Below are 13,963 nucleotides of genomic sequence, written 5' to 3' on the forward strand. Positions count from 1 at the left end.
GATGATCACTCATCGGCGGGTTTTTTCTTGCAGCTTGAAGCTAAAAGCTTGTCACTGCTCCCATCTTAGATCGCGCCGCGGCTACGCAGCAGATCCAGCACTTGCTTGACGCTTTCTTCCAGCGACAGCGACTGGGTGTCGACCACGAGGTCGGCGTCCAGCGGCACGTCGTACGGGAAGGAGTCGCCCGGAATGTTGTCGCCAGCGGCGGCGTACAGCCCTTGCGGATCACGCTCGGCACACACCGTCGGCGAGGCCTGGACGTAAACCGTCAACAGACGCTCCTTGCCGATCAGGTCCTTGGCTTGCTCGCGACCTTCAGCACTCGGCGCCACGAAGGCCGCCAGGGTCAGCAGGCCCGCCTCGTTGAACTGACGCGCCACATGCGCGGCACGACGCCAGTTCTCGGTACGCCCGGCACGATCCTGCGGCAGACCTTTGTTCAGGTCATGACGCAGGTTCTGGCCATCCAGAACGAACACCGCGCGGCCCATGTCGAACAGCTTGCGTTCAACCGCATAAGCCAGGGTGCTTTTACCCGCGCCGGACAAGCCGCTGAACAACACGGTGGCCGGTTGCTGGCCGAAGCGCTGGGCGCGTTCTTCAGTCGCCACGTGCGCCAGTTTGCCGTGGTGCGTGCTGCCACCATGGGTCAACGGCTGGGCGATGATCATCCCGGCGGCAACGGTGCCGTTGGTTAAACGATCGATAACGATGAACGAACCGGTGGTGCGGTTGCTCGCGTAACCGTCCAGGGCGATGGCGGCGTCGAGGCTGACCTTGACCCGGCCGATCTCGTTCAGGTTCAGCGAACTGGCCGGCCCTTCTTCCAGGGTGTTCACGTCAACGCGGTTGACGATGCTGGTGATCGAACCCGGCACGTAACTGGTAGCGCGTTTGATGTCGTATTTCTTGCCCGGCAGCATCGGTTCTTCGGCCATCCACACCAGCATGGCGTCGAAGGCGTCGGTCACTTGCGGCAGGTTGTCGGCGTGTACCAGCAGGTCGCCGCGAGAGATGTCGATCTCGTCTTCCATGGTCAGCGTGACCGCTTGGCCAGGACCGGCGTGTTCCAGCTCACCTTCAAAGGTGACGATGGATTTCACACGGCTGCTCTTGCCCGACGGCAGCACCACGACTTCGTCGCCCTTGTGCACGATGCCGCTGGCCAGGGTACCGGCGAAACCACGGAAGTTCAGGTTCGGACGGTTGACGTACTGCACCGGGAAACGCAGGTCGGTGTAGTTGCGGTCGTTGGCGATCTCGACGGTCTCGAGAATTTCCATCAGCGACTGGCCGGTGTACCACGGCGAACGCTCGGACTTGTTCACCACGTTGTCGCCCTTCAGGGCAGACATCGGCACGAAGGCCATGGTGGTCGGCTTGAACGCGATGCCTTCGGCAAACTTCAGGTAATCGGCCTTGATCGACTCGAACACGCTTTCGTCGAAGCCGTTGAGGTCCATCTTGTTGATAGCGACCACGATGTGCTTGATGCCGAGCAACGAGGCGATGAAGCTGTGGCGACGGGTCTGGGTCTGCACGCCGTAACGGGCATCGACCAGGATGATCGCCAGGTCACAGGTGGACGCACCGGTGGCCATGTTGCGAGTGTACTGCTCATGGCCCGGGGTATCGGCGATGATGAATTTGCGCTTGGCGGTGGAGAAATAGCGGTAGGCAACATCAATGGTGATGCCCTGCTCACGCTCGGCTTGCAAGCCGTCGACCAGCAACGCCAGGTCGATGTCTTCGCCCGTGGTGCCGACTTTCTTCGAGTCACGGGTGATGGCTTCCAGATGATCTTCGTAGATCATTTTGGAGTCGTGCAGCAGGCGCCCGATCAGGGTGCTCTTGCCGTCGTCGACGTTGCCACAGGTCAGGAAGCGCAGCATTTCCTTGCGTTCGTGCTGGCCCAGGTAGGCGAGGATGTCCTCGCTGATCAAATCGGATTGATGGCTCATTGGGGTTAAGCTCCGAGCTGTAAGCTTCAAGCGGCAAGCTTGTCGGCGTACAGCTAGTCAGAAATTTTGTTAATCAAGCCGCATAGCATTCTTGAAAGCTCGCGGGTTTCTGTAATCCAATTTTCAGCCAGTGGATCGGCGATATAAGCAATTTCACGGGCAATGAGGAGTTGGGTGCGTAACTCCCCACAGGAAGCCTTGGCGATCCAAAGAAAACGCACTTTTTCCTTGGCACTGCGCCGTTCCATGCCTTCAGCAATATTGGAAGGCATCGAAAGCGCGGAGCGGGTGATTTGGTCCTTGAAACCAAAATCCCTTCAACGCGCGAACTCTCTGTAAATGCCCACCGCCAAACACTTGCTACGCTGCCAAACAACCAGTCTCTCGAAATCCATAACGAGTAACTCAATCACGGCTCGCAGCAACCGGCCACAAGCACCAAACCACAACGTTACGCATACCGCCTTTAACTTGCAGCTTGCCGCTTGTAACTCGAAGCTTAAAAGTAACCCTGCCGTTTCTTTTCTTCCATCGAGCCTGCGCCATCGTGGTCGATGACCCGGCCCTGGCGTTCGGAAGTTCGCGTCAGGAGCATTTCCTGAATGATGTCGGTCAGGCTGGTGGCCTCGGATTCGACCGCACCGGTCAACGGGTAGTCGCCGAGTGTGCGGAAGCGCACCTTTTTCTTGACGATGCGCGCCTTGTCTTCGTCGCTCAGGTGATTGTGCAGGCGTTCGTCGTCGATCATGATCCAGGTGCCATTCATCTCGATGACGTCGCGCTCGGCGGCGAAATACAGCGGCACGATCGGGATGCCTTCAAGGTAGATGTACTGCCAGATATCCAGCTCGGTCCAGTTCGACAACGGGAACACACGAATGGATTCGCCCTTGTTGACGTTGCCGTTGTAGACGTTCCACAGCTCGGGGCGCTGGTTTTTCGGGTCCCAGCGGTGCTTGGTGTCGCGGAAGGAATACACGCGCTCTTTGGCGCGGGACTTCTCTTCATCACGACGGGCACCGCCGAAAGCGGCGTCGAAACCATACTTGTCGAGGGCTTGTTTCAGGCCTTCGGTTTTCATGATGTCGGTGTGCTTGGCGCTGCCGTGGGTCAGCGGATTGATGCCCTGCGCGACGCCATCGGGGTTGACGTGGACGATCAGGTCCAGGCCCAGTTCTTCGACCATGCGGTCGCGGAACGCGTACATTTCCTTGAACTTCCACCGGGTGTCGACGTGCATCACCGGGAACGGCAGCTTGCCCGGGAAGAATGCCTTGCGCGCAAGGTGCAGCATCACGGCGGAGTCTTTACCGACGGAGTACAGCATCACCGGGTTATCGAACTCGGCGGCGACCTCGCGGATGATGTGGATGCTTTCGGCCTCCAGCTGTTTCAGATGCGTCAGTTTGTCGACCATGGCTACTCACGAAAACGATCTTATGGACGGCCAGCGGGCCGTGTTCGAGCGGGGAATCCTAGCACAGCGACCTCTTCTAATCAGGACGTGGGCTAGATCGAAAGGGTATATGAATATACCTGCTCGTTTGGGCTACAGCCCTTGTAGGAGCAAGGCTTGCCCGCGAAGAACGATAACGCGGTCTACCTGACGCACCGCGTAATCGTTCTTCGCGGGCAAGCCTCGCTCCCGCAGGGTATGGCGGTGTCAGATGGGGTTGGGGCAATCAATGAAGATGTGTTCCAGGGCAAACCGACGCGCCAGGTAATCCCCCAGCGCTTGAACGCCATAACGCTCGGTGGCGTGATGACCGGCGGCGATGAAGCTGATGTCGTTTTCCCGTGCGCTGTGGAAAGTTTGCTCGGAGGCTTCGCCGCTCAGGTACAGATCGACACCCGCCAGCACCGCCTGATCAATGTAGCCCTGGCCACCCCCGGTGCACCAGCCGACCCGACGAATCATCTGGCTGCCTTCAATCAGCAACGGCTCGCGGCCCATCACTTCCTGCACCCGGCGCGCAAAGTCGCGAGGGCTCAGCGGTTCACTCAGCGAGCCGACCAGGCCGACGACTTTCAGGTTATCCGGATCCAGCGGCCCTTCGACGGTGATGTCCAACTGACGGGCCAGCTGCACGTTGTTACCGACGTCCGGATGCAAATCCAGCGGCAAGTGATAAGACAGCAAACTGATGTCGTGCTTGAGCAAGGTCTTCAAGCGGCGCTGCTTCATGCCGGTGATGCACGGGTTCTCGCCTTTCCAGAAGTAGCCGTGATGCACCAGCACCAGATCGGCCTTGGCCTCGACCGCCGCGTCCAGCAGCGCCTGGCTGGCGGTGACGCCGCTGACGATGCGCATCACTTGCGGACGACCTTCGACCTGCAAGCCATTCGGGCAGTAGTCGGCGATCTTTGAACTGTTAAGGTAACGGTCGGCTTCTTCGACCAGGGTGCTCAGGGCGACGGCCATAAAAGACTCCTAAATATCCCGTTCAGAGGCGCGCTCGCCTCGTATAATGCGCGACATTATGGGCGGTCTCATACCACCTGCAACCTTTCCAGGACTTGCTTAATGCTTAAGGCGCTGCGTTTTTCCGGCTGGCCGCTGTTGGCCGGCGTGCTTATTGCTCTGTTGATAATCCAGCGTTACCCACAGTGGGTCGGGCTTCCGAGCCTGGACGTCAACCTGCAGCAAGCCCCGCAAACCACCAGCGTGCAACAAGGGCCAGTGTCCTACGCCGATGCCGTGGTGATTGCCGCACCAGCGGTGGTCAACCTCTACACGACCAAAGTCATCAATAAGCCGAATCACCCGCTGTTCGAAGATCCGCAGTTCCGCCGCTTCTTCGGCGACAACTCGCCGAAGCAGAAGCGCATGGAGTCGAGCCTGGGCTCCGGCGTGATCATGAGCCCGGAAGGCTACATTTTGACCAACAATCACGTGACCACCGGTGCCGACCAGATTGTCGTGGCGCTCAAGGATGGCCGCGAAACCCTGGCCCGAGTGATCGGCAGCGACCCGGAAACCGACCTGGCGGTATTGAAGATCGATCTGAAAAACTTGCCGGCGATCACCATCGGCCGTTCCGACAATATCCGCATCGGCGACGTCGCGCTGGCCATCGGCAACCCGTTCGGCGTCGGCCAGACGGTGACCATGGGCATCATCAGCGCCACCGGGCGTAACCAGTTGGGCCTGAACAACTACGAAGACTTCATCCAGACCGACGCCGCGATCAACCCCGGCAACTCCGGCGGTGCGCTGGTGGACGCCAACGGCAACCTGACCGGCATCAACACCGCGATCTTCTCCAAGTCCGGCGGGTCCCAAGGCATCGGCTTCGCGATCCCGGTCAAACTGGCGATGGAAGTGATGAAGTCGATCATCGAACACGGCCAGGTGATTCGCGGCTGGCTCGGGATTGAAGTGCAGCCGCTGACCCAGGAACTGGCGGAATCGTTCGGCCTGTCCGGGCGCCCGGGCATCGTGGTCGCGGGGATTTTCCGTGACGGTCCGGCGCAGAAGGCCGGCCTGCAACTCGGTGACGTGATCCTCAGCATCGACGGCGAACCGGCCGGCGATGGCCGCCGCTCGATGAACCAGGTGGCGCGGATCAAACCGACCGACAAGGTAACGATTCAGGTGATGCGTAACGGCAAGGAACTGAAGCTGAGCGCAGAGATTGGTTTGCGTCCGCCGCCGGCGCCGGTCAAAGAAGAAGAGTAAGCCCCCCGCCGCCTGACCTGATCGTTCCCACGCGGAGCGTGGGAACGATCATGTAGGAGCGAGGCTTGCCCGCGAAGGCGTCAGGTCAGTCAGCGATGATGTCGACTGATATGACGCCTTCGCGGGCAAGCCTCGCTCCTACAGGGGGTGGTACTGGTTAGAGATCGCCGAGGCCGTCGATCAGCGCCTGGTTCTGCTCTGGCGTGCCGATGGAGATCCGCAGGAACTGGGCAATCCGCTCCTGCTTGAAGTGTCGAACGATCACCCCTTGCTCACGCAACTTCGCCGCCAGACCGGCCGCATCGTGTTGCGGGTGCCGGGCGAAGATGAAGTTGGCGGCCGATGGCAGCACTTCAAAACCCTTCGCTTCCAGCTGAGCGACAACCTTCTCGCGGTTCTCGATGACCAATCGGCACGTCTTGTCGAAGTACTCACGATCCTCGAACGCCGCCGCTGCCCCGACATTCGCCAGGCGATCCAGCGGATACGAGTTGAAGCTGTTCTTGATCCGCTCCAGGGCCTCGATCAGGTCCGGGTGCCCTACCGCCAGACCAACCCGCAGCCCCGCCAACGAGCGGGACTTGGACAAGGTCTGGGTCACCAGCAGGTTCGGGTAGCGGTCCACCAGGCTGATCGCGGTTTCGCCGCCGAAGTCGATATAGGCTTCATCGACCACCACCACCGAATCCGGGCTGGCCTTGAGGATCTGCTCCACGGCGTCCAGCGCCAGCAGGCACCCGGTCGGCGCGTTCGGGTTGGGGAAAATGATCCCGCCGTTGGGCTTGGCGTAGTCGGCCGGGTTGATCTGGAACTGGGCGTCCAGCGGCACTGCGTCAAAGGCAATGCCGTACAACCCGCAGTACACCGGGTAGAAGCTGTAGCTGATGTCCGGGAACAGCACCGGATTGTCGTGTTGCAGCAAGCCGTGAAAGATGTGCGCCAGGACTTCGTCGGAACCGTTGCCGAGGAACACCTGGTTGCTCTGAACGCCGTAGTACTTGGCCACCGCATTCTTCAGCAAATCGCTGTTCGGGTCCGGGTACAGGCGCAGGTTGTCGTTCAGTTCGGTCTGCATCGCCGCCAGGGCTTTTGGCGACGGACCGTAGGGGTTTTCGTTGGTGTTGAGCTTCACCAGTTTCGCCAGTTTCGGCTGCTCGCCCGGCACGTAAGGCACCAGATCCTTGACGAACGGGCTCCAGAATTTACTCATCTTCAGTTCCCCTTCTTGTCATCAACGATGCGGTATTCGGCGCTGCGGGCGTGGGCGGTCAGCGACTCGCCACGGGCCAGCACGGACGCGGTCTTGCCCAGTTCGGACGCCCCCTGCTCGGAGCAGAAAATGATCGACGAGCGTTTCTGGAAGTCGTACACACCCAGCGGCGAGGAGAACCGCGCGGTGCCTGAGGTCGGCAACACGTGGTTGGGGCCGGCGCAGTAATCGCCCAGGGCTTCAGAGGTGTGGCGCCCCATGAAGATCGCCCCAGCGTGGCGGATCAGCGGCAGCCAGGCTTGCGGATCGGCGACCGACAACTCCAGGTGCTCCGGCGCGATGCGGTTGGCCACTTCGATGGCTTGTTCCATGTCACGGACCAGGATCAGCGCGCCACGGCCGTTGATCGAGGTTTCGATGATCTCGGCGCGCTCCATGGTTGGCAGCAACTTGGCGATGCTCGCGGCAACCTTGTCGAGGAACTCGGCGTCCGGGCTGACCAGAATCGCCTGGGCGTCTTCGTCGTGCTCGGCCTGGGAGAACAGGTCCATGGCGATCCAGTCCGGATCGGTCTGGCCGTCGCACACCACGAGAATCTCGGACGGGCCGGCGATCATGTCGATACCGACCTGACCAAACACGTGGCGCTTGGCAGTGGCGACATAGATGTTGCCCGGGCCAACCACTTTGTCGACCTTCGGCACGCTTTCGGTGCCGTAAGCCAGCGCGGCAACCGCTTGGGCGCCGCCGATAGTGAACACGCGGTCGACGCCGGCGATGCAGGCCGCGGCCAGTACCAGTTCATTGAGTTCACCGCGCGGGGTTGGCACGACCATGACCACTTCGGTCACGCCGGCCACCTTGGCTGGAATCGCGTTCATCAGCACGGAGGACGGGTACGACGCCTTGCCACCCGGCACGTACAGGCCGGCGCGATCCAGCGGCGTGACCTTCTGGCCCAGCACCGTGCCGTCGGCTTCGGTGTAGCTCCAGGAATCCTGCTTCTGTTTTTCGTGGTAGCTGCGCACCCGGGCCGCGGCTTTTTCCAACGCTTCGCGCTGGGGTACGGTGATCCGGGTCAGGGCCAGTTCCAGGCGTTCGCGCGGCAGGATCAGGTCGGCCATGGAGGCGACTTGCAAGCCGTCGAACTTCTGGGTGAATTCCACCAGCGCCGCATCGCCACGCTCACGCACAGCCTTGATGATGTCCAGCACCCGCTGATTGACCGAGTCGTCAGACACACTTTCCCAGCTCAGCAGATGATCCAGATGATGCGCGAAATCCGGGTCAGCAGCGTTGAGTCGGCGAATTGCAGTCGGTGCGGTCATAGCGAGAGCCTCATAGGAATGGCAAAAACTCAGGCGCCCTAACTTAGCAGTCGTTTCCGCTTGGGCACCTGAGATTCTGGCTATGAGGCGGATAGACGGGCGCGACTCAAGGTCGCGCAGGTGAATCAGCCGCGGTGTCGAGACTCCACTGCCTTGCGCAGGGTGTCGATCAACGCCTGGATACGGGCGTGCTGCATTTTCATCGAAGCCTTGTTGACGATCAGCCGGGAGCTGATATCAGCGATGAAATCCTGTGGCTCCAGGCCATTGGCCCGCAGCGTGTTGCCAGTGTCGACCACGTCGATGATCTTGTCGGCCAGGCCGATCAGTGGCGCCAGTTCCATCGAGCCATAGAGCTTGATGATGTCGACCTGACGCCCCTGCTCGGCGTAGTAACGCTTGGCAACGTTGACGAACTTGGTGGCGACGCGCAGACGACCCTTGGGTTCGATGGCGCCGACCTTGCCGGCCGTCATCAGCTTGCACAGGGCAATCCGCAGGTCCAAGGGCTCGTAGAGGCCCTGGCCGCCGTATTCCATCAGCACATCTTTACCGGCGACGCCCAGGTCCGCGGCACCGTGCTCGACATAAGTCGGCACGTCGGTGGCGCGCACGATCAGCAGACGTACGTCAGGCTGGGTCGTGGGGATGATCAGCTTGCGGCTCTTGTCCGGATTCTCGGTCGGCACGATGCCCGCTTCAGCCAGAAGCGGCAGGGTGTCGTCAAGGATACGGCCCTTGGACAGTGCGATGGTCAACATGGGAAACGTCAGTCCTTATCAAGGTACTCATGCCCGGTCGCAATCGGCGCCGGACATACATCGAGGCCATTACAGCCTCGATGAAGCAAATCAGTTAACAGCAAACTGTGGCGAGGGAGCCTGCTACCGCTGTGTCGCGAAGCGGCCCCAACAGCGGGACTGCTGCGCAGTCCAACGGGAGCAAGCTCCCTCGCCACAATTGCAGCCGGAACTAGCCCGGTACGCGGCGGATCTTGGCGCCGAGCATCTGCAGTTTCTCTTCGATGCACTCGTAACCACGGTCGATGTGGTAGATGCGATCGATCAGGGTGTCGCCTTCGGCGATCAGTGCCGAGATCACCAGGCTGGCCGACGCACGCAGGTCGGTGGCCATGACAGGCGCGCCCTTGAGCTTCTCGGTGCCGGTGACGATGGCAGTGTTGCCTTCGACCTGGATCTTGGCGCCCATGCGGTGCAACTCGTACACGTGCATGAAGCGGTTTTCGAAGATCGTCTCGATCACGGCACCGGTGCCTTCGGCAATGGCGTTGAGGGAGATGAACTGCGCCTGCATGTCGGTCGGGAACGCCGGGTACGGAGCGGTCCGCACGTTGACGGCTTTTGGCCGCTTGCCGTGCATGTTCAGCTCGATCCAGTCTTCGCCGCAGGTGATTTCGGCACCCGACTCACGGAGTTTTTCCAGAACGGCTTCGAGGATGGTCGGATCGGTGTCCTTGACCTTCACGCGACCGCCAGTCACGGCAGCGGCGACCAGATAGGTGCCGGTCTCGATCCGGTCCGGCATCACCTTGTAAGTGGCCGGGTGCAGACGCTCAACGCCATCGATGGTGATGGTGTCGGTGCCGGCGCCAGTGATCTTGGCGCCCATGGCGATCAGGAAGTTCGCCAGGTCGATGACTTCAGGCTCGCGTGCGGCGTTAGCCAGGACGCTACGGCCCTTGGCCAGGGCAGCGGCCATCATGATGTTTTCGGTACCGGTCACACTGACGGTATCGAAGAAGAAGTGCGCACCGCGCAAGCCGCCTTCTGGCGCCTTGGCCTTGATGTAGCCGCCTTCGACATCAATGACTGCGCCCATGGCTTCGAGACCACGGATGTGCAGGTCGACCGGACGCGAACCGATGGCGCAACCGCCAGGCAGTGCAACTTCGGCTTCACCGAAACGCGCAACCATCGGGCCCAATACCAGGATCGAGGCGCGCATGGTTTTCACCAGTTCGTACGGCGCGATCAGGGTCTTGATGGTGCGTGGGTCGATTTCGACGCTGAGTTTCTCGTCGATCACCGGCTCGATGCCCATGCGACCGAACAGCTCGATCATGGTGGTGATGTCGTGCAGGTGCGGCAGGTTGGCCACGGTGACCGGGCCATCGCACAGCAAGGTGGCGGCCAGGATCGGCAGGGCAGAGTTCTTTGCCCCGGAAATGCGGATTTCGCCATCAAGACGAACGCCACCAGTAATTATCAATTTATCCATAAGAATCTCGACGCCCTTGGGCTCAGGTGCGCTCGGCCCAGGCCGCGCTGCTGAAAAATTTCATAGTGACCGCATGGATGCTGCCATCGGTGATCCATGGGTTCAAATGGGCATAGATCTGCTGCTGACGCTTCACCGGGCTCAACGCCGCCAGTTCATCGCTAATCACGTTCAGCTGAAAGTTGCAGCCTTCGCCCTCAACTTCTACCAGCGTTCCGGGCAGCTTTCCTTCAAGGAAGCTCTTCACTTCTACGGCCTGCATGCTCAACCTCAATCGGCGCCCTGTGCGCGCGGGTCGGACATCATACAAAAAAGCCCCGCGCCTGCGAACCCCGCATTCACAGGACTCTGACGGGGGGCTTCTTTATAGATGCCGGTTAGGGGTGCGCCAACAGCTCGGTCAATTCGCTGACCTGAGCGATTTCGCGCATGTCTTCGGGCATGGCGCGGATGCTGACGGCCTTGCCGCCCGCCTCTGCATCACGCATGAAGCACAGCAGCAGCGACAAGCCGACACTGCTGGACTTCGTTACCGCCGAACAATCAACCACCACGGCGGCGGCCTTACTGGCCTTGATCAGCGCCTGACCTTGCTTGCGCAAGTCAGGGCCGGTGCGGTAATCCAGCACGCCACTGAGCAGCAACTCGCCGGTTTCGCTCATGCGAACGGCTGACTCACTCATTGAGTCTTCTTCTCTGTGGCTTCCTTGGCTTTAGCGACTTCCCCGGCCCAATTGTTGATGGTCTTGTCCAGGTCGTTGCCATTGCGCTGCATCGCGTCAGCGAACTGATCGCGGAACAGCTTGCCGATATTGATGCCGTTGATGATCACGTTGCGCAGCTTCCACTCGCCGTTGATCTTCTCCAGGGTGTACTGCACGGGATAAACCGCGCCGTTGGTGCCCTTGACCGTCATGCCAACGCTGGTGCGGTCGCCCGACTCATCCTTGGCAGGGTCAACGGTGATGCCCTGGTTGTTGTATTCGAGCAAAGCGTTGCCATAGAACTGGAACAGGCCTTTCTTGAAGTTTTCCTGGAAGGTCTGCATCTGCGCGGGCGTGGCTTTGCGCGAATACTTGACCGTCATGATGCTTTTGGAAATGCCTTCGGCATCCACCACAGGGCCGACAATGGTGTTCAGCGCCGTGTAGAAGTCCTGTGGATCCGTCTTGTACTTCTCTTTATTGGCCGACAGGTCTGCGAGCATCCGGGTCGTGGTGTCCTGAACCAGATCGTGCGCCGACTGTGCCGCCACGGCGTTAGCCATCAACGGCAGGGCCGCGAGTAATACCAACAGGCCACGTCGCAAGGTAGAGATCATTCAAAAGCTCCTCATTTGGCGTCTTTGCTAACGGTATTGAGCAGGAATTTACCGATCAGGTCCTCGAGCACCAGCGACGACTGGGTGTCATGGATGGTCCCGCCATCCTTGAGCAAGGCTTGTTCCCCGCCCACGCTGATACCAATGTACTTCTCGCCCAACAGGCCAGCGGTCAGGATAGATGCAGTGGAGTCAGTCGGCAGATTATCTACGCGCTTTTCCAGCTGCATGGTCACCCGACCGGTGAAACTGTCGCGGTCCAGATCGATCGCCGTGACCTTGCCGATGGTCACACCGGCCATGGTCACTTTAGCTCTGACCGTCAAACCGGCGATATTGTCGAAATAAGCATAAAGTTTATATGACTCGGTGGTCGCGCTCGGGGACAGGCCACTGACCCGCAACGCAAGCAGCAGTAAAGCCAGGATGCCAGCCAGCAGGAAAAGGCCGACACCGATTTCCAGGGTGCGGTTTTGCATCAGAAATCTCCAAACATCAAGGCGGTCAGAATAAAGTCCAGGCCGAGCACTGCCAAAGAGGCATACACCACGGTCTTGGTTGTGGCACGACTGATCCCCTCGGAAGTGGGCTCGCAGTCATACCCTTGGAATACGGCAATCCAGGTCACGACAAACCCGAAAACGATGCTTTTGATGATGCCGTTGAGCACGTCACCATTGAACGTCACGCTGTTTTGCATGTTCGCCCAGTAGGAGCCGTCATAGACGCCCAGCCAGTCGACTGCAACCCACGAACCGCCCCAGATCCCGACGACGCTGAAAATCATCGCCAGCACCGGCAGGGAAATGAAACCGGCCCACAGGCGCGGGGCAACGATGTACTTGAGCGGGTCGACGCCAATCATTTCCAGACTGGACAACTGCTCGGTGGACTTCATGTTGCCGATTTCCGCCGTCAGGGCCGAACCGGCACGCCCGGCGAACAGCAATGCTGTCACCACCGGCCCCAGTTCACGCAGCAGCGTCAGGGCAACCATCTGCCCGACGGCCTGTTCCGAACCGTAGCTGGACAGGATATTGAAGCCTTGCAGCGCCAGCACCATGCCGATAAACACCCCGGAGACCACGATGATCACCAGAGACATCACGCCGATCGAATGCAGTTGCTTGATCAGCAAGCCGAAACCGCCGCCAATGCCACCGCGACCCAGCAACGCGTGGAACAGGAAAATCGCCGCCCGCCCGAACACCCCCACGGCATCGATGGCCGCGCGGCCGAACCGGCGCACTCTTTCTATTAGTGAAATCTTGCGCATCAGCGCTTCCCCAGAAGATCTGCGCGGTAATCCGTCGCTGGAAAGTGATAGGCGACCGGACCGTCCGGCTCGCCCGTCATGAATTGACGGATACGCGGCTCTTGCGAGTTCATCAGTTCTTCAGGCGTGCCCTGCCCCAGGACTTGCCCTTCGCCCACCACATAAATGTAATCGGCAATGCTCGCGGTTTCGGCCAGATCGTGGGAAACCACGATGCTGGTGATGCCCAGTGCATCATTGAGCAGGCGAATCAGGCGCACCAGCACGCCCATGGCGATCGGGTCCTGCCCGACAAAGGGCTCGTCATACATGAGGATCTGCGGATCAAGTGCGATGGCCCGCGCCAGCGCGACGCGACGCTTCATGCCGCCGGACAATTCGTCAGGCATCAGGTCGATGGCGCCACGCAAGCCCACGGCCTGCAATTTGAGCAGGACGATGTCACGGATCATTTCTTCCGGCAGCTCGGTATGGACGCGCAGCGGAAAAGCAACGTTCTCGAATACATCGAGATCGGTAAACAGTGCGCCGCTCTGGAACAGCACGCCCATGTGCTTGCGCGCATCGAACAGATCGCTGCGAGACAATTTGGGTAAATTCTGGCCGTTGACCCAGACTTCGCCGCTGGTAGGTCGCAACTGCGCGCCCATCAGCCGTAATAGCGTGGTCTTGCCACACCCGGAAGGTCCCATGATGCCGGTGACCTTGCCGCGCGGGATACGGATATCGACGTTATTGAAAATGCTGCGCGTACCGCGCTTGAAGGTCAGTCCCTTCAGCTCGACCGCGTAGGCGTTATCGGCACTCATCTAAACTCCTTGCGATGCAGCCTCTCACTCGGACGCCTGGCTTTCTGTCGAAAGCACATACCTCCCCGGGCAGGCCGAACTGGCGGCGAACTATATCACTGCAAAGGCCAAGCGCCCAAGGCCCAAGCCGGGGCATGT

At 60.2% G+C, this 13,963-nt stretch carries 14 protein-coding genes and 1 pseudogene; 1 reads left to right on the plus strand and 14 read right to left on the minus strand.

Annotation, left to right across the window (positions count from 1 at the left end; genetic code table 11):
* Positions 1-65 precede the first annotated feature (65 nt).
* From cysN to FQ192_RS04735, 4 genes and pseudogenes are all read right to left on the minus strand, one after another.
* Positions 66-1,964, minus strand: a complete 1,899-nt coding sequence (gene cysN / locus FQ192_RS04715) for a sulfate adenylyltransferase subunit CysN (protein WP_149657568.1) — start codon at positions 1,962-1,964, stop codon at positions 66-68.
* A 53-nt stretch (positions 1,965-2,017) separates the two neighbouring features.
* A pseudogene (locus FQ192_RS04720) lies at positions 2,018-2,359 on the minus strand (four helix bundle protein).
* Positions 2,360-2,463: 104 nt separating this feature from the next.
* Positions 2,464-3,381, minus strand: coding sequence for a sulfate adenylyltransferase subunit CysD (gene cysD, locus FQ192_RS04725; RefSeq protein WP_149657569.1), 918 nt, complete (start codon positions 3,379-3,381; stop codon positions 2,464-2,466).
* Between the two features lie 246 nt (positions 3,382-3,627).
* Complete coding sequence (locus FQ192_RS04735; protein WP_149657571.1) at positions 3,628-4,386, minus strand: Nif3-like dinuclear metal center hexameric protein; 759 nt, start codon at positions 4,384-4,386, stop codon at positions 3,628-3,630.
* 102 nt (positions 4,387-4,488) lie between these two features.
* Between FQ192_RS04735 and algW the strand changes: the two genes are divergently transcribed.
* Positions 4,489-5,643: a Do family serine endopeptidase AlgW gene (gene algW / locus FQ192_RS04740; RefSeq protein WP_149657572.1), complete on the plus strand. Its 1,155-nt coding sequence runs from the start codon at positions 4,489-4,491 to the stop codon at positions 5,641-5,643.
* A 157-nt stretch (positions 5,644-5,800) separates the two neighbouring features.
* On the opposite strand, the gene hisC is transcribed toward algW, so the two are convergent.
* The 10 genes from hisC to FQ192_RS04790 form a co-directional block, all read right to left on the minus strand.
* Complete coding sequence (hisC, locus tag FQ192_RS04745) at positions 5,801-6,853, minus strand: histidinol-phosphate transaminase (RefSeq protein WP_149657573.1); 1,053 nt, start codon at positions 6,851-6,853, stop codon at positions 5,801-5,803.
* A 2-nt stretch (positions 6,854-6,855) separates the two neighbouring features.
* A complete protein-coding gene (gene hisD / locus FQ192_RS04750) occupies positions 6,856-8,181 on the minus strand; it encodes a histidinol dehydrogenase (RefSeq protein WP_149657574.1) in 1,326 nt (441 codons plus the stop codon).
* Positions 8,182-8,306: 125 nt separating this feature from the next.
* Entirely contained in the window at positions 8,307-8,942 is a 636-nt protein-coding gene (hisG, locus tag FQ192_RS04755; protein ID WP_092273233.1) for an ATP phosphoribosyltransferase, read from the minus strand.
* Between the two features lie 211 nt (positions 8,943-9,153).
* Entirely contained in the window at positions 9,154-10,419 is a 1,266-nt protein-coding gene (gene murA / locus FQ192_RS04760; protein ID WP_133838552.1) for a UDP-N-acetylglucosamine 1-carboxyvinyltransferase, read from the minus strand.
* A gap of 22 nt (positions 10,420-10,441) precedes the next feature.
* The gene (locus tag FQ192_RS04765; protein WP_007912386.1) at positions 10,442-10,681 is read right to left on the minus strand and encodes a BolA family protein; all 240 of its coding nucleotides are present in this window, start codon (positions 10,679-10,681) and stop codon (positions 10,442-10,444) included.
* 115 nt (positions 10,682-10,796) lie between these two features.
* Complete coding sequence (locus FQ192_RS04770) at positions 10,797-11,102, minus strand: lipid asymmetry maintenance protein MlaB (protein WP_149657575.1); 306 nt, start codon at positions 11,100-11,102, stop codon at positions 10,797-10,799.
* Positions 11,099-11,740 (minus strand): phospholipid-binding protein MlaC, encoded by a 642-nt coding sequence (locus tag FQ192_RS04775; RefSeq protein ID WP_149657576.1) that lies wholly within the window; start codon positions 11,738-11,740, stop codon positions 11,099-11,101. The genes FQ192_RS04770 and FQ192_RS04775 overlap by 4 nt, the downstream gene beginning before the upstream one ends.
* A gap of 11 nt (positions 11,741-11,751) precedes the next feature.
* Positions 11,752-12,219 carry an outer membrane lipid asymmetry maintenance protein MlaD gene (gene mlaD / locus FQ192_RS04780; RefSeq protein ID WP_133838549.1) on the minus strand — a complete coding sequence of 156 codons (468 nt, stop codon included), beginning with the start codon at positions 12,217-12,219 and terminating at the stop codon, positions 11,752-11,754.
* The gene (gene mlaE, locus FQ192_RS04785; protein WP_133838548.1) at positions 12,219-13,016 is read right to left on the minus strand and encodes a lipid asymmetry maintenance ABC transporter permease subunit MlaE; all 798 of its coding nucleotides are present in this window, start codon (positions 13,014-13,016) and stop codon (positions 12,219-12,221) included. The genes mlaD and mlaE overlap by 1 nt, the downstream gene beginning before the upstream one ends.
* Positions 13,016-13,825 (minus strand): ATP-binding cassette domain-containing protein, encoded by an 810-nt coding sequence (locus FQ192_RS04790; protein WP_054049897.1) that lies wholly within the window; start codon positions 13,823-13,825, stop codon positions 13,016-13,018. Before FQ192_RS04790 ends, mlaE begins: the two co-directional genes overlap by 1 nt.
* Positions 13,826-13,963: the final 138 nt, after the last annotated feature.

It is taken from the genome of Pseudomonas sp. ANT_J12, assembly GCF_008370045.1.
GTDB lineage: Bacteria > Pseudomonadota > Gammaproteobacteria > Pseudomonadales > Pseudomonadaceae > Aquipseudomonas.